The sequence below is a fragment of the Sphingobium sp. TCM1 genome (genome assembly GCF_001650725.1).
Classification (GTDB): Bacteria; Pseudomonadota; Alphaproteobacteria; order Sphingomonadales; family Sphingomonadaceae; genus Sphingobium.
This window is the reverse complement of the sequence record NZ_LXVX01000006.1, coordinates 11,874-35,328: the sequence shown is the minus strand read 5'-3', so window position 1 is coordinate 35,328 and position 23,455 is coordinate 11,874. Positions and strand designations below refer to the sequence as shown.

Here is a 23,455-nt window from a genome sequence, read left to right as displayed (position 1 = left end):
TGGGGAGGGCATGTTCAAACCCGATGGACAAAGGCTACGCCCGCCCCACCGCAACAGCCCGCGCACTGCGCAACAATGCCGCGGAAGCCGAACGCATCCTGTGGCGCGCCATCAGCGCCAGGAAAATCTCGCGTATCCGCTTCAACCGGCAAGTACCGATCGGCCCTTTCATCTGCGATTTCGTGGCGCGGTCGATCTGCCTCGTGATCGAGGTCGATGGCGGCCAGCATAATGAAGAAGTCGATGCCCAACGGACGCGCCATATCGAAACACAGGGCTTTCGCGTGATCCGCTTATGGAACAATGATGCTCTAAATAATGTCGAAGGCGTGACTGAGGAAATCGAACGGGTGATTGCGAACATGCCCTCCCCCGCCGCCTCCCGCACGCGGGAGGGGCGTTTTTGACCCTCACACCGCAATGGCTGGACGAACTGCGCGCGCGCACGTCTCTCTCCACCCTCATCGGCAAGACGGTGAAGGTGCAGAAGGCCGGCCGCGAATATAAGGCCTGCTGCCCCTTCCATAACGAAAAGACGCCCAGTTTCACGATCAACGACGAAAAGGGCTTCTACCATTGCTTCGGCTGCGGCGCGCATGGCGATGCGATCCGCTGGATGACCGATCAGCGCGGCCTGCCCTTCATGGAAGCCGTCAAGGAACTGGCCGCCAGCGCCGGCATGGACGTGCCCGCCGCCGATCCGCGCGCCGCCAGACGCGCCGAACAGGCCAAGGGGCTGCACGACGCCATGGCCGCCGCGCAGAGCTTCTTCGAGGACCAGTTGGGCGGCATCGACGGCGCCGAGGCGCGCGCCTATCTGCAAAAGCGCGGCATCAGCGATGCCACCCGCCGCGCCTTCGGCTTCGGCTATTCCCCCGACGGGCGCGGCCGCCTCAAGACCGCGCTCAAGGATTTCGGCGAGCCGATGCTGGTCGAGGCCGGATTGCTGATCGACCCGGACGGGGCCGAACCGAACGGCGGAAATGGCAAGAAGCGCGACAGCTATGATCGCTTCCGGGGCCGCCTGATGCTCCCCATCCGCGACATTCGCGGCCGAGTGATCGCGTTCGGCGGCCGCATCATCGGCGCGGGCGAGCCCAAATATCTGAACTCGCCCGACACCCCGCTCTTCGACAAGGGGCGCACCCTATACAATATCGACCGCGCCTCGCCCGCCAGCCGCGGCACCGGCCGCGTGATCGTGGTCGAAGGCTATATGGACGTGATCGCGCTCGCCCAGGCCGGCTTTGCCGAAGCGGTCGCCCCGCTCGGCACCGCGCTCACCGAGCATCAGATCGAGCGCTTGTGGAAGATGGTGGACGTGCCGCTCCTCTGCTTCGACGGCGATTCGGCCGGGCAGAAGGCGGCGATCCGCGCCGCCACCCGCGCCCTGCCCCTGCTGCGCCCCGGCCACAGCCTCGCCTTCGCGACATTGCCGGCGGGGCAGGACCCCGACGACCTGATCCGCGCCAGCGGCCGACCGGCGATGGAAGCGGTGCTGGACGGTGCCGAACCCCTGATCGAGCGGCTCTGGAAGCACGAAATCTCGTCGGCCCCGCTCGACACGCCCGAAAAGAAGGCTGCGCTCAAGCAGCGGCTGCGCGCCATTTCGGACGCGATCGCCCATCCCGACGTGCGCGCCCATTACGCCCATGAATTTCGCGAACGCTACGACGCCCTCTTCTTCGCCCGCCGCGAATCGCCCCCGGCGCAGCAGCGCTTTCAGGGCGGCGGCGCCAGCAACGCCGGCCGCTGGCAACGCGACCGTCGCGGGAACTGGAAGCCGCCCATCCCCCCGGCCGGAACAGAGGTTCGCGCGATCGGCGCCAGCGGCCTGGAGCAGCGCCTGCTGCGCGCGATCCTGGCCGCGTTGCTGCGCCATCCCGAACAGATCGCGCCCCATCGCGAGATGCTCTCCGCCCTGCAAATCGGCGATCCGCTGCTCGCCCGGTTGCTCGACGCGATGATCAGCCTGTCGTTCCGCAAAGAAACAGTTGAAACGCAGGCCCTCCTTACCATATTGGGGCAAGGTGAGTTGTATAATATGGCCAAGGGGATGCTCCGGGCCGATGCGTTCACACTCACTCCCGACAGGATGGCCGCCGACCCTGACCGCCTCGCACGCGATCTGGAGGAGGCCGTTCGGGTGATGGCGCAGGGACCGGAGTTGGAGACGGCACTGGTAGAGGCCACGAGGCGGTTCGAGAACGACGTCAGCGACGAAAATTTCGCTGAACAGCAACGCATTCGCGTGCTGAAGGCCGATCACGATCGTCGCTTGGCGGAACTTGCGCAGTCCGAAGACAGTATTTGATCAGGTTAGCCCTTTCTCAAGGGTGACGAAGTAAGGCGAATAGATGGCGACCAAGGCGAACAGCAAGAATGGCGGCGTGAGCGATGGAGAGGATGGCGGCGACGCCCCCCTGCTCGACCTCAACGAAGCCTCGGTCAAGAAGCTGATCGCCCGCGCGAAGAAGCGCGGCTACATCACCTATGACGAACTGAACGATGCCCTGCCGCAGGACCAGATGTCCTCCGAGCAGATCGAGGACATCATGGCGGCGCTCAACGAAATGGGCGTCAACATCGTCGAGAATGAAGAAGCGAGCGAGGACGGCGACGAGCAGCGCGAGCGCGAGGATGCCGAGGACGCCGAGGATGATTCGAGCGACGATGACGGCCCGAAGCTCGTCACCGAGAAGAAGAAGGAAACGGTCGATCGCACCGACGATCCGGTGCGGATGTATCTGCGCGAGATGGGCGCGGTGGAGTTGCTCAGCCGCGAGGGCGAAATCGCCATCGCCAAGCGGATCGAGGCCGGCCGCGACACCATGATCCTGGGTCTGTGCGAAAGCCCGACCACCTTCAACGCGATCATCGAATGGTCGACCGCCCTCAACAATGGCGAAATGCAGCTGCGCGAGATCCTCGATCTCGACGCGATGCTGTCAAAGGACCCGGCCCCGGAAAATCTGGAGGAGGGCGCCGAGGACGACGACGGCGAGATCAGCGAGAAGACCGCCGGCCCCAGCTTCAAGGAAGAGGAGGAGCCGGAGGAGGAATCGGCCGACGGCGACGAGGATGAGGACGGCGCGCCGCGCGCCCGCCGCAACGAAGAGGAAGAGGAAGAGGACAACACCCTCTCCCTCGCCCAGATGGAAGAGACTCTCAAGCCGATGGCGCTGGAGAAGTTCGCGACCATCACCGACATCTTCCGCGCCTTCTCGGCCGCGCAGGAAGCGCGCATGGTCGCCATGGCCAATGGCGAGACGCTGAGCCAGAAGGCCGAGGATGATTATCAGGCGCTGCGTGAAAGTCTGACCGCCGAAGTCGAAAGCGTCCAGTTCCACCAGCAGAAGATCGAATATCTGGTCGACCAGCTCTATGCCTATAACCGGCGCCTGACCGCGCTGGGCGGCCAGATGCTGCGTCTGGCCGAGCGTCACAAGGTCAGCCGCAAGGATTTCCTCGACCGCTATGTCGGCAACGAGCTGGACGACGCCTGGCTGGACAAGGTCCAGGGCCTCGACAAGAAATGGACCGCCTTTGCCGCCGCCGAAGGACGCTCGGTCGAGCGTATCCGCAACGAGGTGAGCGAAATCGCCCAGGCGACCGGCATGTCGCTTTCCGAATTCCGCCGCATCGTCAACATGGTGCAGAAGGGCGAGCGCGAAGCGCGCATCGCGAAGAAGGAAATGGTGGAGGCCAATCTGCGTCTCGTCATCTCCATCGCGAAGAAATATACGAACCGCGGCCTGCAATTCCTTGATCTTATTCAGGAAGGCAATATCGGCCTGATGAAGGCGGTGGACAAGTTCGAGTATCGCCGCGGCTACAAGTTCAGCACCTACGCCACCTGGTGGATCAGGCAGGCGATCACCCGCTCGATCGCAGACCAGGCGCGCACGATCCGCATCCCGGTCCACATGATCGAAACGATCAACAAGCTGGTCCGCACCAGCCGCCAGTTCCTGCACGAGCAGGGCCGCGAGCCGACTCCGGAAGAGATGGCCGAGCGCCTGTCGATGCCGCTGGAGAAGGTGCGCAAGGTGATGAAGATCGCCAAGGAGCCGATCTCCCTCGAAACGCCGATCGGCGATGAGGAGGACAGCCATCTGGGCGACTTCATCGAGGACAAGAACGCGATCATCCCGGTGGACGCGGCGATCCAGGCGAACCTCAAGGAAACCGTCACTCGGGTGCTGGCCAGCCTGACCCCGCGCGAGGAACGCGTGCTGCGGATGCGCTTCGGCATCGGCATGAACACCGATCATACGCTGGAGGAAGTGGGCCAGCAGTTCAGCGTGACCCGTGAGCGCATCCGCCAGATCGAGGCGAAGGCGCTCCGCAAGCTCAAGCACCCCTCGCGCTCGCGCAAGATGCGGTCCTTCGTCGACCAGTAAAATTAAAATGGTCCGGTAAAGATAAATTAACCATGCTTGACGGAGAAGGGCGGCTTTCACGGTCGCCCTTTCTGATTCCGTAAACCGAGTGTTTACCCGGCTCTCCTATTCCTGCTGTTCACCCCTGCATGTGCGGGGCCATCACAGGGATCTGGAGCATGAGCGAAGCGGCCCCCCGCTATCAATTTGGCGACATTTCGCGCGTGCTGGAGGCGCTGGTCGCCGCCGATGGCACCGCCGCCCACGCCTATGCCAATCGCGCGGGCATGGGGGTCGTTCGCGAAGGGCTGCTGTCCCTCCCCGATCTGGCCGACGCGGCCTCTTACATCTGCCTTCTCCATGGCCGCCATCCCGGCGTGATCGACCACGCCGCAACCCGCTCGGCGGACAATGGCGCGCGCCGCTGGCTGATCGAGGCCGCCGACGCCTTCGCCGTGGAGCGCGCCTACATGACCCAGGTCACGGTGGCCGCAGGGCCGGCCCCTAGCACCGCCGGGCAGGCCGATTGCGAAGCCGTCGTCAGCCAGCAGCGTCACGCACTCGACACGCTTGCCCAGTCGGACCGGCGCGGCTGCGCCATGGGCGCGGCGATCGCGCTCGTGCTCGACTGGCGCGCGATGCGACATGTGCTTGACATGGTGGCGATCCGGGCCGGGCTGGAGCCGCAGCCCTGCGCCCTCCCCGATCGCGCCTCGACCCTGGACGTGGCTCGCGCCATCGGCGGCGACGACGTCATCGACCGCGCGATCCAGTTCGGCGCGCGCCAGCTCCTCGCCCAGCATCGCGGCCTGTGGGATCTGCTCGGCGCCCGCGCGGACCTGCGCGCCAAGGCTGGCTGATCCAGCGCACCGCCGATCCCGCCCCGCCGCACCGCACCGCACAAACAGATTGCGCCGGACGCGCGCTATGCCCTAGGTCCGATGACGGACAGGATAGCGGAAGAATGATGATGCGCTTTGAAGGCACGCAGGAGTATGTCGCCACCGACGATCTGAAGGTCGCGGTCAACGCCGCCGTGCTGCTGCGCCGCCCGCTGCTGGTGAAGGGAGAGCCGGGCACCGGCAAGACGGTGCTGGCGCAGGAAATCGCCAAGGCGCTCGACGCTCCGCTGATCGAATGGAACGTCAAGTCAACGACCAAGGCGCATCAGGGCCTTTATGAATATGACGCGGTCGCCCGCCTGCGCGACGGCCAGCTCGGCGACCCGCGCGTGCATGAGATTTCCAATTATATCCGCAAGGGCAAGCTGTGGGAGGCCTTCACCTCCCCCCGCCTGCCCGTGCTGCTGATCGACGAGATCGACAAGGCCGACATCGAATTCCCCAACGACCTGTTGCAGGAACTCGACCGCATGGCCTTCCATGTCTATGAAACGGGCGAGACGATCGCGGCGGCCGAACGCCCGGTGGTGGTCATCACCTCGAACAACGAGAAGGAACTGCCCGACGCCTTCCTGCGCCGCTGCTTCTTCCACTATATCAAATTCCCCGACCGCGACACGATGCAGGCCATCGTCGACGTCCATTTCCCTGGTATCCAGAAGATACTGGTCACCAAGGCGATGGAGATTTTCTACGACATCCGCGACGTGCCCGGCCTCAAGAAAAAGCCCTCGACCTCCGAACTGCTCGACTGGCTGAAACTGCTGCTGAACGAGGACATGCCGCTCGACGTCCTCCAGAACAGCGATCCGACCAAGGCGATTCCCCCGCTGCACGGCGCCCTGCTCAAGAATGAACAGGACATCATGATGTTCGAGCGCCTCGCCTTCATGGCGCGCCGACAGGGGCGGTAGGAAACAACCCCCTCCCGCCCGCGGGAGGGGCAGCGAGACATAAGAGCCAAGCGAGTTGATCGCAGCGGGGTCGGCACGCCCTCCGCACCAGCCGAAGGACTTTCCCATGCCCCACACCACCCCCCATGGCGCAGGCTGCCTCTGCGGCGCCGTCCGCATCGCGATCGACGCCGAGCCCCTGGCCGCCCGCATGTGCTGGTGCCGCCTGTGCCAATATCTGGGCGGGGGATCGGCCACGGTGAATGTCTGCTTCCCCAGCGAGCATGTGACGACCACCGGCGAGATACGCTGGCATGACAGCGTCGCGGACAGTGGCAACGCAATGAAGCGCGGCTTCTGCCCGACCTGTGGCACCCCCCTCTTCAGTCTTGCCGAATCGCGCCCGCATCTGACCTTCATCCGCGCCGGGGCGCTGGACGATCCCTCGCTGATCGGCCCGCAGGCGGTGATCTGGACCGACGCCGCCCCCTGCTGGGCGCATCATGACCCCGCATTGCCGCATTATCCGGCGCAAATCCCGCCGGTGGCGTGATTTAGGCGCTTGCGCGCCGCGGGATAGTCTGTAGCCTCGATGTCATAGTTCAAGGCCGCGCCAAGACGGTCTGGATCTGGAGAGGGATGCTGATGCCCAAGCGCGCGTTGTTCCTGTTGTCCGCCGTCTTGTCGCTGGCGGTGCCTGCGCTGGCACAGGCCGCGGACGATGCCGAGGCCTGGACGCCCATGGAAACCGCGATCCGCGCCAACGGTCCCGGCATCAGCCTGCCGCAGAGCCTTGCCGGCCTGTCACTGGCCAAGAGCGGCGAAGCCTCCAATGGAGGACGCGCGGTCGACAATTACGCGCAATATCTGTCTGAGGACGGCGCGGTCCAGGCGACCCTTTATGTCTATATGCCCACCTATGCCGACGCTTCGCTCGCCGCCTACATGACCGACAAGGCGATCATGGAGCGCTTCGGCAGCCAGACCCGCCGCACCGCCTATGCCAGCGCTCCAGCGGCCGGCCAGGCGGACCGGGCGATCCGCGCCGTCTATGACGATGCCGCCGACGGCGCGCTCACGACGGCGGCGGGCTTCGTCCATGCGGGCCGCTGGATGGTCAAGATCCGCGTCACCGGGCCGACGGAACGCCGCGCCGATGTGCTTGCCGGCCTCGACGCCATGCTCGCGGGCCTTGCCTTCGACGACGCCGCCGCGCTCCACGCGACCGCTCCCGCCCGTTTCACCCAATGCCCCAGCGCCGATGCGGGCGACGCCCGGCTCGATCGCGCGGACGAAGCCCGGCAGGCCGTGCCCCAGGATGTCCGCATCCCGCGTGACGGCAAGGATACGCTGTGCGTGCGGGGCACGGTGACCACGGCCGAGGGCCGCTTTGACATGCTGCAACAGGCCGGCCGGAACGATGGCGCGATCATCGTGCCGGTGGACGACAGCGGCACCGTGCTGGCGTTCGACCCGGCGACGGACGCAAAGGGCTACAAGCTCTCGATCCACATGGTCGGCCAGACCGATCTCTACGGCGTCTACGACAAGGTGCCCAGCCCGCGCCAGATCGCCGCGATCCTGGATGGCAAGGATCCGCAGACCGCCAAGGCCCACGCCACCGCCGCCTATGCCGCCAATGGCGACGTGACGGTCAGCCGGCTGTCGGCCGCCGGCCGCTGACCGCCCTCCCCTTGAGTCAGGTGACATTGCGGAGGGCGCTGCGTCAAACCCGATACAGGCCGCCCGCTCCGGTCTTTTATGATCGCATCCGTTTGGCGCAAAAGAGGTTCCCGCTTTTGCGCGCGATGCTCTAAACCACTGGCATGACACGCATCTGGGGGGCGACGCGCTTCGCCCGCATCCGCTCCCGGCTGGAGGGCGTCCGCATCGCCCCCGGCCCTCGGGCATGGGCGTTCGAATTTCTCCTCTTCGGCTTCAAGCAGGGCTGGGCCTGCCTGTTCGGTGGGCTGATGCTGGCGCTGCTGCTCGCCACCCACCTATTCTACCCCGCCGACGCGCCGCTCCACCGCTATGATGCCCTGACCCTGGCCGCCCTCGCCCTTCAGGCGGCCATGCTTGCCTTTCGCCTCGAAAGCTGGGGGGAGGCGAAGGTGATCTTCGCTTTCCACGGCATCGGCACGGTCATGGAATTGTTCAAGACGGCCGCCGGCTCCTGGATCTATCCGGAGGCGAGCCTGCTCCATGTCGGCCCGGTCCCGCTCTTCTCGGGCTTCATGTATGCCGCGGTCGGCAGCTATATCGCGCGCGTCTGGCGCATCTTCGGCTTCCGCTTCACCCGCTATCCGCCGGTCTGGACGACGGTGCTGCTGGCCGTCGCCATCTATGTCAATTTCTTCGCCCATCACTGGCTCCCCGACATCCGCCTCGCCCTGTTCGCGGTCGCGATCCTGCTGTTCGGGCGGACATGGATATGGTTCACCCCCTGGCGCACGCCGCGCCGGATGCCGCTTCTCGTCGGCTTCTCCCTCGTCGCCCTGTTCATCTGGTTTGCGGAGAATATCGGCACCTTCGCCCATGCCTGGACCTATCCCGACCAGCGTCATGGCTGGCAGATGGTCGGCCTTGCAAAGCTGGGCAGCTGGTATCTGCTGATGATCATTTCCTTCGTCCTCGTGTCGCAGATCCACGGCATCGGCGCGAGGGAGGATCAGATCAGGTAGCCGACCTCGTAAAGCCCCCATCGCCGCCCGGCGAAGACCAGAGGCACGAACACGCTGCGCAACGCGCGATAACGGCTGTCGCCCAGATCCTGCCGATAGGTGAACAGGAAGAAGTCGCCCGCCCCGTCCAGCGCCCGGCGGGTCTGGTTGTCCATGAATATCTGGCGGTTACGGGCATGTTCCATGTTCCACGCCCGCGCACCCGGCCGCTGCGGCTGGCTGCGCGCGCTGATATGGGTGGGCAGATAGCCGTTCATGTCGATCAGGCAGCAGCCAACCAGCGCGCTGTCCTGCGCCGTATGGCGATCGAGCATCGGCCGCAGCGCCGCGTCGGCGAACGCCGTGAAGCCGTTTTCATATTGCACCGGGTCCGACCCGGCGACCGCCCGGTAATCCGTGTCGAACAGCCCTTCGACGCTCAGTTCCCCATCGCGCAGCGCCGCCTCGATCAGCGCGCGCACCTCCTCCGCGCCATCCTCGGCCAGCGCGATATAGCGGCTGTTGCGGGTCTTTTGCGGGCCGTGCGCCGTGGTGTTGAGCATGGCGTTGGCCATCCCTTCCAGCGCGTCGAGTTGCTCGCGCGCCGCATCGACCCGGCTCGCGCTGTCGCTCGCCGAACGGCTGAAATCGGCCAGGCCATGGCGCAGCGCGGCGACATCGCCGTCGGCGGCGTCGGTGCAGGCGACGATCGTCTCTGACCGTTCGCCGAACTGGGTGACGAGCGAGGCGATTTCCGCCATGCCAAGGCGCAGCCGGTCGATATGGGTGCCCGCTTCCCGGCCCCGCACGATATTGGCCTCCACGCCGCCGATCAGCCGCCGGGCGTCGCGATCCAGCAGGCCCAGCTTGTCGCCGACCGACGCGGCCGACTCCCCCGCCTGTCCCGCCAGCCGCCGGATTTCCTCCGCGACCACGGCGAAGCCCTGCGTCGCCTCGCCGCCACGCGCCGCCTCGATCGCCGCATTGATGCCCAGTAGCCGCGTCTGCCGCGCGATCGCGCCGAGTTCCTCGGAAATGGAGCCGACCGCCTCGATCACCGACAGGAACTGGCGCAGACTGCCTTCCAGCCCGGTGACATGCTCGACCAGCCCCGCCACCTCGCCCAGCGACAGGGTTATCACTTCATGCCCGTCGGCGATGATCCCCCCGGCGCGACGCGCGGTCAGGCTCAATTCGCGCGCGGCGGCGACGCTTTCACCCTGGCTGGCGGCCAGCCGGTCCATGTTGCGCTCCAGGTCGGCCAGACGCGCCGCATCGCCCTGGATACGGCGGTTCACTTCGCCCAGGAAACCGGCCGTCTCGCTGCACTGCAATGCTATGTCGCCCGACCTTTCTCCCAGGTCGGCCAACAAGTCCCTGTTTTCCAAGAGCGCCCCGCAACTTTCTCTGTATCTGGATAGTGACGTATTAACCATGCACTGCAACACTTAATATTCGAACAATAGAGATCGCTGTCCGGATCGCCCTCGCGGCTTGCATCCCCGCCTGCCCTGTCCGACAAGGGGCAACCATGCTGCTCAACTTTCTCGACGCGCTCCGCGCCGCCGGCATCCCCGCCAGCATCAAGGAGCATCTGCTCCTGCTGGAAGCGCTCGACCGGGACGTCATCGCCCGGCGGCCGGAGGACTTCTACTATCTCGCCCGCGCCACCTATGTGAAGGACGAAGGGCTGCTCGACCGTTTCGACCAGGTATTCGCCAAGATATTCAAGGGCGTTCTGGGTCAGGACGGGGTCGAGGCTGAAATCCCGGAGGAATGGCTGCGCCTCGTCGCGGAAAAATTCCTCTCGCCCGAGGAGATGGAGAAGATCCAGTCGCTGGGCGACTGGGACGAGATCATGAAGACACTGAAGGAACGGCTGGAGGAGCAGAAGGGCCGGCACCAGGGCGGCAACAAATGGATCGGCACCGGCGGCACCTCCCCCTTCGGCCATGGCGGCTACAACCCCGAAGGCGTGCGGATCGGCGGGGAAAGCCGGCACAAGCGCGCCATCAAGGTCTGGGAAAAGCGCGAATTCGCCAATCTCGACAACAAGAAGGAACTGGGCACCCGCAACATCAAGGTCGCGCTGCGCCGCCTGCGCCGCTTCGCCCGCGAAGGCGCCGCCGAGGAACTGGACCTGGACGGGACGATCCGCGGCACCGCGCGGCAGGGCTGGCTCGACATCCGGATGCGGCCCGAACGGCATAATGCGGTGAAGCTGCTGCTCTTCCTCGACGTGGGCGGCTCGATGGACCCGTTCGTCTCGCTCTGCGAGGAACTCTTCTCAGCCGCGACCGGCGAATTCAAGAATATGGAGTTCTTCTACTTCCACAACTGCCTTTATGAAGGCGTGTGGAAGGATAATCGCCGCCGCTTTTCGGAGCGCACCCCGACCTGGGACATTCTCCACAAATATGGCCATGACTATAAGGTCATCTTCGTCGGCGACGCGGCGATGAGTCCCTATGAGATCAGCCATCCCGGCGGATCGGTGGAACATATGAACGAGGAAGCGGGCGCCGTCTGGCTCGGCCGCGTCGCGCACACCTATCCCGCCACGGTCTGGCTCAACCCCACGCCGCAAGCGCATTGGGGCTACAGCCAGTCGACCCGCCTCATCCGCGACCTGATGAACGACCGCATGTATCCGCTGACGATCGAGGGCATCGACGGGGCGATGCGCGAATTGACGCGCAAGCGCTGATGGCGGGCGTCGGCGAACGGGCGCTGGCGCTGCTGCGCCAGGGCGATGGCGCTGCGGCCCGCGCGCTGGTCGATGCGGCGTGTGCGCAGGACGATAGCGAAGCCCTCGCCATGCGCGCCCTCTGGCGGGTCGAGGGCCGGGTGATGCCCCGCGACCTGCCCGCCGCCCGCGCCGACATGGGCGCTGCCAGCGCTGCGGGCAATGTCGGTGCCGCCCGGATGTTCGCGGGCTTTCTGGCGAACGGGGTCGGCGGCACGCGTGACTGGGCCGGAGCACTGGCCCTGCTCGACGCCTGGACCGATCGCGATCCGGTCGCCGCGCAGCAGCGGACGCTGATCGCCGCGATGGCGCTCGACCCGGCGGGCGATCCGATCCATCGCGCGCGCCATCATCCCGTGGCGGACCAGCCGCTCATAAGCGCCATTCCGGGCCTGCTCACCGCCGCCGAATGCGACCTGCTGATAGCCCTGTCCGAACGGCGACAGCGCCCGGCGCTGATCTTCCACGAAGGGCAGAAGCGCTTTGTCGCCGATCCCGTCCGCGATTCCGACGCCGCCGGTTTTCCCATCGTCTCCGAATGGCCCGCCATCCACGCAATCAACCGGCGGCTGGCCGCGGCCAGCGGCACCCGGATCGAACAGGGCGAAACGCTGCAAGTCCTGCGCTACCGCCCCGGCCAGCAATATCGCCCCCATCTCGACGCGGTGCCAGGCCTTGCCAACCAGCGCGGCCTGACCCTGCTCGTCTATCTCAACGATGATTATGGCGGCGGCGAAACCCGCTTCACCCGGCTCGACCTGGCCCATCGCGGGCGCAAGGGGGACGGACTGCTGTTCGCCAACTGCCTGGCCGACGGGCGTCCCGATCCGATGAGCGAACATGCCGGTATGCCGATCCGGTCGGGCACCAAATGGCTCGCCAGCCGCTGGATCAGGCAATATCCGGCGGAGGGACCGGACGGTTTCGGCCAGCATGAAGCGGTGCGGGCCTGAATCACGCCCGGAACAGCACGCCACCCGTCATCGGCGCCGGCACTCCGGTCGTCCCCGGAAAGCTGATCGGCAACCCCTTGAGGTGGCGCACCGCCATATAGGCGAAGCCCTGCGCCTCCAGCGCGTCGCCGTCCCAGCCGAGGCCATCGACCGACAGCATCTCCGCCCCCGTCCGCTGCGCCAGCATCGCCATCAGCGTATCATTGTGCCGCCCTCCCCCCGCCGCGTAGATGCGGGTCGGGCGCTCGGGCAGATGATCCACGCCGCGCGCCACAGCCGCCGCCGTGAAGGCCGTCAGGGTCGCCGCGCCATCCTCCAGTGAAAGCCCCCGCACCGCCTCGATGCTGAACGCTTCCCGGTCGATGCTCTTGGGCGGCGACAGGTCGAACCAGGGATCGGCCATCATCGCCGCCAGCCGCGCTTCGTCCACCTTGCCCCGCGCGGCGCACGCCCCGCCCGCATCATAGGCGGCTTGCCCATGCGTCTGCATCCAGTTGTCGATCAGCCCACTCGCCATGCCCGTGTCGAACGCGATCAGCGTCCCGTCCGACCCGATGAACGTGATATTCGCCACGCCGCCCAGGTTCAGCACCGCCGCCGGCTTCTCCAGCCCCTGCGCCAGGGCGCGATGATAGACCGGCATCAGCGGCGCGCCCTGCCCGCCCGCCGCCACGTCGGCGCTGCGCAGGTCCGCGACCACCGCAATCCCGAACGCCCCGGCAAGGCTCCCGCCGTCGCCGATCTGCCAGGTCCAGCCCCGGTCGGGCCGATGCGCGACGGTATGGCCGTGAAAGCCGATCACGCCGATATCCTCCGCGATATGTCCGCTGCGCCCCAGCAGGTCCGCGACCGCCTGCACATGCAACTCGGTCAGTTCCGCCTCGACCGATGCGATCAGCGGCTCGAAGCCCGGCTTCTCCATCGCCATCGCCCGCTGGCACGCTTCGGCCAGCCGCAGGCGGAAACCCTCATCATAGGCCATGGCGTGGAACTCGACCGCCTGGACCTGCCCCTCGCCGTCCGTATCGATCAGCGCCGCGTCGATTCCGTCGCGCGATGTGCCGGACATCAGGCCGATTGCCAACATGATCGAAAACTCCGCCTCTTTAACAGTCGCACCCGCAATGCTACAGGCGCGCGCCATGAGCAACTATCAGTCCGATCTCCTGCGCCTGCTCGAAGCGCGCGGCTTCATCCATCAGCTGACCGATGCGGAGGGCCTCGATGCTCTCGCCGCCAAGCAGGTGGTGCCGGGCTATATCGGCTTCGATCCGACCGCGCCGTCGCTCCATGTCGGCCATCTCGTGTCGATCATGATGCTGCGCCAGTTGCAGAAGGCGGGCCACAAGCCGATCGTGCTGATGGGCGGCGGCACCGGCAAGATCGGCGATCCCAGCTTCAAGGACGAAGCGCGCAAGCTGCTGACGAACGAGCTGATTGCGGAGAATGTCGCCAGCATCAAGCGCGTGTTCGAACGCTTCCTGACCTTCGGCGATGGCCCCAGCGACGCGATCATGCTCGACAATGCCGAATGGCTCGACAAGTTGGAATATATCCCCTTCCTGCGCGACATCGGCCAGCATTTCTCGGTCAACCGGATGCTGAGCTTCGATTCGGTGAAGCTGCGCCTCGACCGCGAACAGTCGCTCAGCTTCCTCGAATTCAATTACATGATCCTCCAGGCCTATGACTTCCTGGAATTGTCGCGCCGCTCGGCTTGCCGTCTCCAGATGGGCGGTTCCGACCAGTGGGGCAATATCGTCAACGGCGTCGAACTCGCCCGCCGCGTCGATGGCACGCAGGTGTTCGGCCTCACCACGCCGCTGCTCACCAATGCGGACGGCACGAAGATGGGCAAGACCGTGGGCGGCGCCGTCTGGCTGAACGAGGATCAGTTGTCGCATTACGACTATTGGCAATTCTGGCGGAACACCGCCGATGCCGACGTCGCCAACCGCCTGCGCCTGTTCACCGACCTGCCGATGGACGAGGTGAACCGCCTCGCCGCATTGGAAGGCGCGGAGATCAACGAGGCGAAAAAGATCCTCGCGAACGAAGCGACGGCGCTCTGCCGTGGCCTCGACGCGGCGACGGCTTCGGCCGAAACCGCCCGCCGCACCTTTGAGGAAGGCGCGTCGGACGCCAACCTGCCGACCGTCAGTCTCGGCGCAGAAGGGCTGACCGTGGTGCAGGCCACCACTGGCCTCGGCTTCGCGACCTCCAACAAGGAAGTGCGCCGCAAGCTGACCGAGGGCGCGATCAAGGTGAATGGCGAAGTCGTCACCGACCCGGCCATCACTCTCAAGCCGGGCGACAAATTGAGCTTCGGCGCAAAGAAGCACGGGCTGGTCGTCGCCTGACGAAACGAAGGGCGTTACCCGGCCGTTAACGCTCTTTCGTAGCAACTCGTCCATGTCCGAAGGCCTAGTCTGGCATCATGTCCTCTTCGGTCTTCGCCAATCTCGGCCATGTCCTACGCTCGCGCGATCCTTCGGTGGAACAGCGTCGGGCGCAGCGTGACCTGGTCGACATGGTAAGCCACGTCACGGCGCGCGGCCGCACCCATGGCGTCCGCATCATCAATATTTCCGCACATGGCCTGATGTGTCGCAGCGACGGGGAATTGCTGACCGGCGAACGGGTGACGATCTGGCTGCCGGTGCTCAAGGACTATCCCGCCGAAATCCGCTGGGCGGAGGATGGCCGCGCCGGCATGGAATTTCTGGAGCCGGTCAAGCCGCGCCTCTACGACACGATGATGGCGCTCATCCCGCCGCGTCAGACGGCCTGGTAAGGCCCAGGCCCGCCAGCCCCTCGCCCGCTTCCACCCGCTGACGGCCGCGCACCAGCGCCTCGGGCATCTCGTCGCGCAGAAAGGCCAGCATCGCCTCCCGCACCTCGCAGCGCAGGTCGAAGGCGATCCCCGCGTTGCGCGCGGACAGCAGCCCGCGCAACTCCAGCGCATCGGCGCGATGGTCCGTCACCTGCAAGATGGCGACCCGCCCGTCCCAGCGGCTGTTGGCCTGCACCGCCGCTACGAAGCGCGCGCGGATACGCTCGACATCGGCGGTCGGATCGACATGGAGGAACACGGTGCCCAGCAGGTCGGATGTCTTCGTCGTCCAGTTCTGGAAGGGCTTTTCCAGGAAATAGGACACCGGCACCACCATCCGCCGGTCATCCCAGATGCGGATGATGACATAGGTCAGCCTGATCTCCTCGACCCGCCCCCATTCGCCTTCGACGATGACGACATCGTCCAGCCGGATCGGTTCGGAAAAGGCCATCTGGATGCCCGCGATCAGGTTCTTGAGCGCGGGTTGCGCCGCCGCGCCCACCGCCAGCGCCGCGAGCCCGGCCGACGCCATCAGCGAGACGCCGATGGTCCGCACGCCCGGTATGGCGATCAACATCATCGCGATGACCAGGAAGCCGACGATGCACTGGGCGATGCGATAGAGGATGCCGACCCTGGTCCGCTGCCGCCGCGCCTTCAGATTATCCTCGACACTGATGTCCGCGCGCGCCTCCAGCATCGCCTTGCCCGCGCGCATCAGGCGGAAAATCAGCCAGCCGACCAGCAGCGCGAAGATCATCCGCGCCCCGATCGCCCATATATCCTCGACCCGATCGCCCAGCTCGATGGACTTGAGGCCCGCGCCCAGCGCCAGCAACACCACCAGCCAGCGCGTTGGCTGGAAGATGGCGGGCAACAGCACCGGCTCGATCCGGGAATGTCTCGCGACCCGCAACGCGATCCAGTACAGCGCCCAGTGGATCAGGAAGGCGACGCCCACCGAAATGACGATCGACATCACCGCCATCGGCGTGATGTGGGTCAAGCTGATATCGGTCATGGACAGGGCAACGCGACCACACCCGATTTTGTTTCGCAGATGCGAGATGTTTTCGGGAGGGACCAGAAGCGCACTAAGCCGCCCCTATTCTCACCGTCATCCCCGCGGAGGAAGGGGTCCACCTCCTCGGCGTTGCACTTGACGCCGGGTCAGGAGTGGGTTCCCGCGTTGGCCTTTGGCCGCCTTCGGGTGGCGGGAATGACGAAAGGGGTGGCTAGGAGACTGGCGGCTTTGAGCCACGTTCGATCGATCTCAGACAAACAGCTATATGCCATCCAAGCCCTAAAGCCGTGCCAATCCCGAGAGGAATTTTCCAAAAGGAATATGGGCTGGCAAACTGTAAAAACAGCATCAGGATCATGCCGCCTACATACCCAAACTGATTATCTGGTCCGTTCCATAGGATGAAGGCGACCGGAAAGAGTAGGAAGCATACAACAACCGCCAATAGCCAACGTCCCATGAGTGCCATGCTGTGCCTCCTATCCCTTGGCGGCGTAACAAGCGCCAGCAATGACCGCTATCAGGTTACACAAAGGATTTTGTAAACGACCTATTTTGGTCGTTGATAGACCAACAGCGTGGACGACTGCATAATTTGCGATCTCATTATCGCCATGGCGGCTTGTGGCCCGACGAGCGGTTTTCGGTAACGCCGTCCTTATAGAGCAGCCAGTAGATGAGCAGCGACAATGGCAGCATCACTCCGAATTTCACCCACCATTTTGCATCATCGGGTAGGACCAGCGGCGGCACAATCAGCCCGATCGCTAATGCGATGAGGAAAGCGTAGCGATGTAAAATGTATGGGATCACATCAGCTTCTCCTTCATTGGCCAAATATCATATTGGCAAAGAAGCTGAATGTCCGCAATCGAGACGCGCCAGCCTAACGTTGAACGACACAAATGGTCGCTGTCGGTCACCCCCCCCTCAGCAACCCCACAGCCGCGTCCTTCTCGAACAGATACAGACAAATCCGCGCCGCCTGCCCCCGCGCGCTGTCCAGCCCGCCGTCCCGCTCGATCAGCAGATGCGCGTCGTCCCGCGCGCTGTCCACCAGCGCCGCGACATGCTCGGGCGTCGCGACCTTCAGTTCCGCCTCGCCCGACTGGCGCGTGCCCAGCACCTCGCCCGCGCCGCGCAGCTTCAGATCCTCCTCGGCGATGCGGAAGCCGTCATTCGTCTCGCGCATCAGCGCCAGCCGCGCGCGCGACGTCTCGCCCAGGCCATTGCCGCGCAGCAACAGGCAGACCGATGGCTTGTCGCCGCGTCCCACCCGGCCGCGCAGCTGGTGCAACTGCGCGAGGCCAAAGCGATCCGCCCCCTCGATGATGATGAGGCTGCTGTTGGGCACGTCCACGCCGACCTCGATCACCGTGGTCGCGACCAGTATCTGCGTGCGATTGGCCGCGAAGGCCTCCATCGCCGCATCCTTGTCCGGCCCTTTCATCCTGCCATGGACCAGCCCCACCCGGTCGCCAAAGCGCAGCTTCAGCGACTCCGCCCTCGCCTCGGCCGCTGCCTGGTCGCTCGTCTCGCTTTCCTCGACCAGCGGGCACACCCAATAGGCCTGCCCGCCGCCGTCCACATGGCGTGCAAGCGCATCGACGACCTCGTCCAGCCGGCTCGCGGCCATCACCAATGTCTGGATCGGCTGGCGCCCTGGCGGCATCTCGTCCAGCCGCGACACGTCCATTTCGCCATAATAGGTCAGCGTCAGCGTGCGCGGAATCGGCGTCGCCGTCATCACCAGCAAATGCGGCGACCGTTCCGCCTTGCTCGCCAGCATCATCCGCTGCGCGACGCCGAAGCGATGCTGCTCGTCGATCACTGCCAGACCCAGCGCCTTATATTGCACCGCCTCCTGAAAGATGGCGTGGGTGCCGACCAATATGTCGATGCTCCCGTCCGCCAGCCCCATCAAAGTCGCCTCGCGCACCTTGCCCTTCTCGCGCCCGGTCAGAATCGCAATCTCGATGGGCAGGCCCGACGCCATTTTCCGCAACGTCTCATAATGCTGCCGCGCCAATATTTCGGTCGGGGCCAGCATCGCGCCCTGCATCCCGGCCTCGACGGCGTTCAGCAGCGCCATCAGCGCCACCAAGGTCTTGCCCGACCCGACATCGCCTTGCAGCAGCCGCAGCATCGGCGTCGCCTGCGCCATGTCGCCCTCGATCTCGCCGATCGCGCGCCGCTGCGCGCCCGTAGGCGCGAAGGGCAGCTTCAGCATCGCGCGCAGCCGCCCGTCGCCCTCGATGGGCACGCCGCGCCGCCGCCGCGACGATTGCCGCACCAGCATCAGCGCCAGCTGCCCCGCGAATATCTCGTCATAGGCCAACCGCTCGCGCGCCTTGGCGTCCGACGGATCGGCATGGACCCGCCCCAGCGCCTCGCGCCAGGCCGGCCAGCCCTTGCGCGCCAGCAGGCTCGGCTCGATCCATTCGGGCAGGTCGGGCGCCCGCGCCAGCGCCTGCGCCGCAATGTCCCGCATCCGGTTGTTGGTCAGCCCCTCCGACAACCCATAGACCGATTCGCGCGCAGGCACGGTGTCCGCCTCCTCGGGCGGCAACACATAGTCGGGATGCACCATCTGGAGCGTATCGCCATAGGCCTCCAGCTTGCCCGACACGAATTTGGGTTCGTTGAGCGGCAACAGCTTGCGCGGCCAGGCGCTGTTCTTCCCGAAATAGACGAGAGAGACTCCATTGCCCCGACCGTCCACCGCCTGCACCCGGAAGGGCGCGCGCGCGCTGCCGCTGGCGCGATAATCGACCGGGGTCAGCATCGTCCCGATCACCCGCCCCGCGTCCGCCATGTCCAGTGCGTCGGTCAGGTGCCGGTCCACCCAGCTGACCGGAATATGGAAGGCGACATCGACGGCGCGGCTAAGCCCCAGCCGCTCCAGCGGGCGGGCCAGCGCGGGGCCGATGCCCTTGAACAGGGATATTTCGGCAAAGAGCGGATTGAGAATATCGGGTCGCATGGCTATCTGGCTGGCTGTAACGCCTGATCGGTCCTGTGGGAACGTCATTGCGAGCGCAGCGAAGCAATGACGAAAGCCTTTCGGGGAAGGTCGGTCACCCCATGTCTGCCGGGACGGTCCTTCCGACACCCGATCGGCGGGCTGCGCCATGCCCGTTAGAGGAACAAATTGTGAACGACAATCCCCAGATGCGCCGCATCCAATTCCGGGCCTGGCACCGCGGCACGCGGGAGGCGGACTATACCGTCGGCGGCTTCTTCGACCGTTATCATGCGACATGGAATGCGGAGGAAATCGCCTGGTTCGAACGCTTCATGGAGGAGCAGGACGCGGACATCATCGGCTGGGCGCTCGGCACCATCCCCGTGCCGGACGAATGGAAAGGCCCGATGATGGACAGTTTCCTGAAACTCGATTTCGTGAAGATCGTCTAGCAGCGTCATCCCCGCGCAGGCGGGGCTCCATCTCCTGACGGATCAATTAGGCGACAGGCCGGGAGAGCGACTCCCGCCTTCGCGGGAATGACGAAAATACGATGACCGATCTCCAGACAATCCTGAAGGCCAAGGCGCCCCTCACCCTTTCCGGCGTCCCCGCCGGGTTCCAGCCCTGGCTGCTGGCCGACATCGCCCGCGCCGCCGGGGCTGCGGGGGGGCGCGCCGTCTTCATCGCGTCCGACGAGCAGCTGATGCGCGCGGTCGCGGACACGGCGCATTATTTCGCGCCGGAGATCGAGATCGTCGAAATCCCCGCCTGGGACTGCCTGCCCTATGACCGGGCCAGCCCGTCGCTGCGCGCCGCCTCCGCCCGCCTCGCGGGCCTCTACGCGCTGCAAGCCAGGCCCAAAGGGCCGCAACTGGTCGTCACCACGCTGGCCGCCATGACCCAGCGCACCCTCACCCCCTTCCGCGTCCGCCAGCTGGTCGCCAAACTCGCGCCCAAGGAACGCATCGCGATCCAGAAGCTGGCGGAGATGCTCCAGGCGAACGGCTATGTCCGCACCGACACGGTCCACGACCGGGGCGAATATGCCATTCGCGGCGGCATCGTGGACCTGTTCCCCGGCGGCGAGGACTATCCCCTCCGCCTCGATTTCTTCGGCGACGAGATCGAGACGGTCCGCCGGTTCGATCCGTCCGACCAGCGCACGATCGACAATGTCGACGGCTTCACCCTGCTCCCCGCGTCCGAAGCGCTGCTGGACGAAGACACGATCAAGCGCTTCCGCGGCCGCTATCGCGAAACCTTCGGCGCCACCGCCACCGGCGACCCGCTCTATCAGGCGGTCAGCGACGGCCGCCGCCTCGCGGGCATGGAACATTGGCTGCCCCTGTTCGAGGAAAAGCTGGTCCCGCTGGCCGACCATCTGGGCGACGATGCGATCCTGATCCGCGACCCCGGCGTCGCCGGCGCGGCGGAAAGCCGGTTCGAGGCGATCCGCGACTATCACGCCAACCGGGTCCAGGCGAAGTCGTCCGACCCCGGCTCCTACCGTCCCCTCAAGCCCGACGCCCTCTATCTCGACGCCGCCGAATGGGACGCCGCCGTCGCCAAGCTGCCGATGCACGGCACCACGCCCTTCCATGAGCCGGAAAGCGCGAGCGTGCTCGACTTCGCGGTGGACGGCCCGCGCGATTTCGCTCCCGAACGCGCGCAGAACACGAATATCTACGAAGCGGTCGGCAAGCATATCGACAGCCTGCGCCGCCAAAAGAAAAAGGTCGTCATCGCCAGCTACTCGGTCGGCGCGCGCGAGCGCCTGTCGGGCCTGCTCGCCGACCATGGCGTCGCCCGCCTCGCCGGCGCCGACAATTGGCAGGAAGCGCTGGGCATCGCCGCCAATGGCAGCGTCACGCTCATGGTCCTGGGCCTCGACCATGGCTTCACCGCGCCTGATGTCGCCGTCCTCACCGAACAGGATATGCTGGGCGACCGCCTCGTCCGCCGCGCCAAGCGCAAGAAGAGCGCCGACGCCTTCCTCCAGGAACTGGCCACCCTCTCGCCAGGCGACCTCGTCGTCCATATGGATCACGGCATCGGCCGCTATGAAGGGCTGACGCAGATCCCGGTGGCCAAGGCCCCGCATGATTGCGTCGCGCTGACCTATGCCGGGGGCGACAAGCTCTACGTCCCGGTCGAAAATCTCGAAGTCCTCTCCCGCTATGGCAGCGAGAATGAGGGCGTCAGCCTCGACAAGCTGGGCGGCGAAGCCTGGCAGCGGCGCAAGGCCAAGATGAAGGAGCGCATCCGCGAAATCGCGGGTGAATTGCTCAAGACCGCCGCCGAACGCGCCCTGCGCGCCGCCACCGTGGCGGAGCCGGATGCCGCCGGCTACCCCGCCTTCGTCGACCGCTTCCCCTATCAGGAAACGGACGATCAGGACCGCGCGATCAGCGACGTGGTGGAGGATCTGGGCGCGGGCAAGCCGATGGACCGGCTCGTCTGCGGCGATGTCGGCTTCGGCAAGACCGAGGTGGCGCTGCGCGCCGCCTTCGTCGCGGCGATGGCCGGGATGCAGGTCGTGGTCATCTGCCCCACCACGCTGCTCGCACGCCAGCATCATATGAATTTCGAGGATCGTTTCCGCGGCTTCCCCGTCAATATCGGCCGCCTCTCCCGCCTCGTCCCCGACAAGGAGGCGAAGGCGACCAAGGCGGGGCTGGCCGATGGCACGATCGACATCGTCGTGGGCACCCACGCCCTGCTCGCCAAGGGACTGGAGTTCAAGCGCCTCGGCCTCGTTATCGTGGACGAGGAACAGCGTTTCGGCGTCACCCACAAGGAAAGGCTGAAGTCCCTCAAGACCGACGTCCATGTCCTGACGCTCACCGCCACGCCGATCCCGCGCACGCTTCAAATGGCGATGTCGGGCCTGCGCGAACTCTCCGTCATCCAGACCCCGCCGGTCGATCGCCTCGCCGTCCGTACCTATGTCATGCCCTGGGACGGCGTCGTCATCCGCGAGGCATTGCTGCGCGAACATTATCGCGGCGGCCAGAGCTTCTTCGTCGTCCCCCGCATCTCCGACCTCACGGAGATCGAGGAATTCCTCCGCACGGAAGTCCCCGAAGTGAAGCCCATCGTCGCCCATGGCCAGATGAGCGCGACCGACGTCGAAGAACGCATGTCCGCCTTCTACGACAAGCGCTATGACGTGCTGCTGTCGACCACTATCGTCGAATCCGGCCTCGACATCCCCAGCGCCAACACGCTCATCATCCACCGCGCCGACCGCTTCGGCCTGGCCCAGCTTTACCAGCTGCGCGGCCGCGTGGGGCGGTCGAAGACGCGCGCCTATGCCTATTTCACCACGCCCGCCAACCGCATCATCACGGAGACGGCGGAAAAGCGCCTGAAGGTTCTGTCCGACCTCGACACGCTCGGCGCAGGCTTCCAACTGGCAAGCCATGATCTCGACATTCGCGGCGCGGGCAATCTCGTCGGCGACGAACAGTCGGGCCATATCAAGGAAGTCGGCTTCGAACTCTACCAGTCGATGCTGGAAGACGCGATCATGGACGCCAAGGCCGGCGGCGTCGGCCTGGAGACGCGCCGCGACAGCTTCTCCCCCCAGATCACGGTCGATGCGCCGATCCTCATCCCTGACGATTATGTGCCCGACCTCGACCTGCGCATGGGTCTCTATCGCCGCATCAACGAACTGGAGGACCGCAATGGCCTCGAATCCTTCGCCGCCGAACTGATCGACCGTTTCGGCAAGCTGCCGCTGCCCACGCAAAACCTGCTCAAGATCATCGAGATCAAGCAGAATTGCATGACTGCCAATATCGCCAAGATCGACGTCGGGCCGAAGGGCGCGCTGGTCAGCTTCTTCGAAGACCGCTTCCCCCGGCCCGAAAATCTCGTCGCCTATATCCAGAAACTGAACGGCGTCGCCCGCCTGCGCCCGGACAGCAAGATCGTGGTCGAGCGCGCCTGGGCCGACCCGCAGGCCCGCCTGAACGGCGCGCTGCAATTGTCGAAGGGCCTCGCCAAGGCGGCGGGCTGAGGCACCGCCCCGATCCCGTCCCGCTGCGCGTCACCCTGGGCCTGACCCAGGGTCACGCTTCCTC

The 23,455-nt window shown here is 65.7% G+C and carries 20 protein-coding genes; 14 read left to right on the top strand and 6 right to left on the bottom strand.

Annotation, left to right across the window (positions count from 1 at the left end; genetic code table 11):
• The first annotated feature begins 23 nt into the window (after positions 1–23).
• The 8 genes from A7Q26_RS06200 (at position 24) to A7Q26_RS06165 (ending at position 8,861) form a co-directional block, all read left to right on the top strand.
• A complete protein-coding gene (locus tag A7Q26_RS06200) occupies positions 24–407 on the top strand; it encodes an endonuclease domain-containing protein (RefSeq protein ID WP_066858204.1) in 384 nt (127 codons plus the stop codon).
• Entirely contained in the window at positions 404–2,314 is a 1,911-nt protein-coding gene (dnaG, locus tag A7Q26_RS06195) for a DNA primase (protein ID WP_066858201.1), read from the top strand. Before A7Q26_RS06200 ends, dnaG begins: the two co-directional genes overlap by 4 nt.
• A 43-nt stretch (positions 2,315–2,357) precedes the next feature.
• Positions 2,358–4,403 (top strand): RNA polymerase sigma factor RpoD, encoded by a 2,046-nt coding sequence (gene rpoD / locus A7Q26_RS06190; protein ID WP_066858197.1) that lies wholly within the window; start codon positions 2,358–2,360, stop codon positions 4,401–4,403.
• 158 nt (positions 4,404–4,561) lie between these two features.
• Positions 4,562–5,242: a DUF6975 family protein gene (locus tag A7Q26_RS06185; protein WP_066858194.1), complete on the top strand. Its 681-nt coding sequence runs from the start codon at positions 4,562–4,564 to the stop codon at positions 5,240–5,242.
• Positions 5,243–5,352: 110 nt separating this feature from the next.
• Positions 5,353–6,198, top strand: coding sequence for an AAA family ATPase (locus A7Q26_RS06180; RefSeq protein ID WP_066858383.1), 846 nt, complete (start codon positions 5,353–5,355; stop codon positions 6,196–6,198).
• Positions 6,199–6,304: 106 nt separating this feature from the next.
• Positions 6,305–6,730: a GFA family protein gene (locus A7Q26_RS06175; protein ID WP_066858192.1), complete on the top strand. Its 426-nt coding sequence runs from the start codon at positions 6,305–6,307 to the stop codon at positions 6,728–6,730.
• A 92-nt stretch (positions 6,731–6,822) separates the two neighbouring features.
• Complete coding sequence (locus tag A7Q26_RS06170; RefSeq protein ID WP_066858380.1) at positions 6,823–7,860, top strand: hypothetical protein; 1,038 nt, start codon at positions 6,823–6,825, stop codon at positions 7,858–7,860.
• Between the two features lie 143 nt (positions 7,861–8,003).
• Positions 8,004–8,861 carry a DUF817 domain-containing protein gene (locus A7Q26_RS06165; protein WP_066858189.1) on the top strand — a complete coding sequence of 286 codons (858 nt, stop codon included), beginning with the start codon at positions 8,004–8,006 and terminating at the stop codon, positions 8,859–8,861.
• On the opposite strand, the gene A7Q26_RS06160 is transcribed toward A7Q26_RS06165, so the two are convergent.
• The gene (locus A7Q26_RS06160; protein WP_232313700.1) at positions 8,849–10,213 is read right to left on the bottom strand and encodes a methyl-accepting chemotaxis protein; all 1,365 of its coding nucleotides are present in this window, start codon (positions 10,211–10,213) and stop codon (positions 8,849–8,851) included. The two genes, A7Q26_RS06165 and A7Q26_RS06160, sit on opposite strands and share 13 nt — an antisense overlap.
• Positions 10,214–10,371: 158 nt before the next feature.
• Between A7Q26_RS06160 and A7Q26_RS06155 the strand changes: the two genes are divergently transcribed.
• Together A7Q26_RS06155 and A7Q26_RS06150 are read left to right on the top strand one after the other, a co-directional pair.
• Positions 10,372–11,547, top strand: a complete 1,176-nt coding sequence (locus A7Q26_RS06155; protein WP_066858183.1) for a vWA domain-containing protein — start codon at positions 10,372–10,374, stop codon at positions 11,545–11,547.
• Complete coding sequence (locus A7Q26_RS06150; protein ID WP_066858180.1) at positions 11,547–12,539, top strand: 2OG-Fe(II) oxygenase; 993 nt, start codon at positions 11,547–11,549, stop codon at positions 12,537–12,539. Before A7Q26_RS06155 ends, A7Q26_RS06150 begins: the two co-directional genes overlap by 1 nt.
• A gap of 1 nt (position 12,540) precedes the next feature.
• On the opposite strand, the gene A7Q26_RS06145 is transcribed toward A7Q26_RS06150, so the two are convergent.
• The gene (locus A7Q26_RS06145) at positions 12,541–13,626 is read right to left on the bottom strand and encodes an anhydro-N-acetylmuramic acid kinase (protein ID WP_066858177.1); all 1,086 of its coding nucleotides are present in this window, start codon (positions 13,624–13,626) and stop codon (positions 12,541–12,543) included.
• 55 nt (positions 13,627–13,681) lie between these two features.
• Between A7Q26_RS06145 and tyrS the strand changes: the two genes are divergently transcribed.
• The gene (tyrS, locus tag A7Q26_RS06140) at positions 13,682–14,899 is read left to right on the top strand and encodes a tyrosine--tRNA ligase (protein ID WP_066858377.1); all 1,218 of its coding nucleotides are present in this window, start codon (positions 13,682–13,684) and stop codon (positions 14,897–14,899) included.
• A 77-nt stretch (positions 14,900–14,976) separates the two neighbouring features.
• Positions 14,977–15,333 carry a PilZ domain-containing protein gene (locus tag A7Q26_RS06135; RefSeq protein WP_066858175.1) on the top strand — a complete coding sequence of 119 codons (357 nt, stop codon included), beginning with the start codon at positions 14,977–14,979 and terminating at the stop codon, positions 15,331–15,333.
• Here the strand turns inward: A7Q26_RS06135 and A7Q26_RS06130 are convergent.
• The 4 genes from A7Q26_RS06130 to recG form a co-directional block, all read right to left on the bottom strand.
• Positions 15,305–16,396: a mechanosensitive ion channel family protein gene (locus A7Q26_RS06130; protein ID WP_066858172.1), complete on the bottom strand. Its 1,092-nt coding sequence runs from the start codon at positions 16,394–16,396 to the stop codon at positions 15,305–15,307. The two genes, A7Q26_RS06135 and A7Q26_RS06130, sit on opposite strands and share 29 nt — an antisense overlap.
• 214 nt (positions 16,397–16,610) lie before the next feature.
• Entirely contained in the window at positions 16,611–16,868 is a 258-nt protein-coding gene (locus A7Q26_RS25055; RefSeq protein WP_157102468.1) for a hypothetical protein, read from the bottom strand.
• A 137-nt stretch (positions 16,869–17,005) separates the two neighbouring features.
• Positions 17,006–17,212 carry a hypothetical protein gene (locus A7Q26_RS06125; RefSeq protein ID WP_198162859.1) on the bottom strand — a complete coding sequence of 69 codons (207 nt, stop codon included), beginning with the start codon at positions 17,210–17,212 and terminating at the stop codon, positions 17,006–17,008.
• Between the two features lie 106 nt (positions 17,213–17,318).
• A complete protein-coding gene (gene recG, locus A7Q26_RS06120; protein WP_066858166.1) occupies positions 17,319–19,382 on the bottom strand; it encodes an ATP-dependent DNA helicase RecG in 2,064 nt (687 codons plus the stop codon).
• Between the two features lie 170 nt (positions 19,383–19,552).
• Here recG and A7Q26_RS06115 point away from each other — a divergent pair, with 170 nt between their 5' ends.
• Positions 19,553–19,816 carry an FAD assembly factor SdhE gene (locus tag A7Q26_RS06115; RefSeq protein WP_066858164.1) on the top strand — a complete coding sequence of 88 codons (264 nt, stop codon included), beginning with the start codon at positions 19,553–19,555 and terminating at the stop codon, positions 19,814–19,816.
• A 101-nt stretch (positions 19,817–19,917) separates the two neighbouring features.
• On the top strand, positions 19,918–23,391 hold the full coding sequence (gene mfd, locus A7Q26_RS06110; protein ID WP_066858161.1) for a transcription-repair coupling factor: 3,474 nt from the start codon (positions 19,918–19,920) through the stop codon (positions 23,389–23,391).
• The last annotated feature ends 64 nt before the right edge of the window (positions 23,392–23,455 follow it).

Coding starts and splice junctions, on each gene's coding strand:
- A7Q26_RS06200 (WP_066858204.1), top strand. CDS start 24: ATGGACAAAGGCTACGCCCGCCCCACCGCAACAGCCCGCGCACTGCGC.
- rpoD (WP_066858197.1), top strand. CDS start 2,358: ATGGCGACCAAGGCGAACAGCAAGAATGGCGGCGTGAGCGATGGAGAG.
- A7Q26_RS06185 (WP_066858194.1), top strand. CDS start 4,562: ATGAGCGAAGCGGCCCCCCGCTATCAATTTGGCGACATTTCGCGCGTG.
- A7Q26_RS06180 (WP_066858383.1), top strand. CDS start 5,353: ATGCGCTTTGAAGGCACGCAGGAGTATGTCGCCACCGACGATCTGAAG.
- A7Q26_RS06175 (WP_066858192.1), top strand. CDS start 6,305: ATGCCCCACACCACCCCCCATGGCGCAGGCTGCCTCTGCGGCGCCGTC.
- A7Q26_RS06170 (WP_066858380.1), top strand. CDS start 6,823: ATGCCCAAGCGCGCGTTGTTCCTGTTGTCCGCCGTCTTGTCGCTGGCG.
- A7Q26_RS06165 (WP_066858189.1), top strand. CDS start 8,004: ATGACACGCATCTGGGGGGCGACGCGCTTCGCCCGCATCCGCTCCCGG.
- A7Q26_RS06155 (WP_066858183.1), top strand. CDS start 10,372: ATGCTGCTCAACTTTCTCGACGCGCTCCGCGCCGCCGGCATCCCCGCC.
- A7Q26_RS06150 (WP_066858180.1), top strand. CDS start 11,547: ATGGCGGGCGTCGGCGAACGGGCGCTGGCGCTGCTGCGCCAGGGCGAT.
- A7Q26_RS06145 (WP_066858177.1), bottom strand. CDS start 13,626: ATGTTGGCAATCGGCCTGATGTCCGGCACATCGCGCGACGGAATCGAC.
- tyrS (WP_066858377.1), top strand. CDS start 13,682: ATGAGCAACTATCAGTCCGATCTCCTGCGCCTGCTCGAAGCGCGCGGC.
- A7Q26_RS06135 (WP_066858175.1), top strand. CDS start 14,977: ATGTCCTCTTCGGTCTTCGCCAATCTCGGCCATGTCCTACGCTCGCGC.
- A7Q26_RS06130 (WP_066858172.1), bottom strand. CDS start 16,396: ATGACCGATATCAGCTTGACCCACATCACGCCGATGGCGGTGATGTCG.
- A7Q26_RS25055 (WP_157102468.1), bottom strand. CDS start 16,868: ATGGCACTCATGGGACGTTGGCTATTGGCGGTTGTTGTATGCTTCCTA.
- recG (WP_066858166.1), bottom strand. CDS start 19,382: ATGCGACCCGATATTCTCAATCCGCTCTTTGCCGAAATATCCCTGTTC.
- mfd (WP_066858161.1), top strand. CDS start 19,918: ATGACCGATCTCCAGACAATCCTGAAGGCCAAGGCGCCCCTCACCCTT.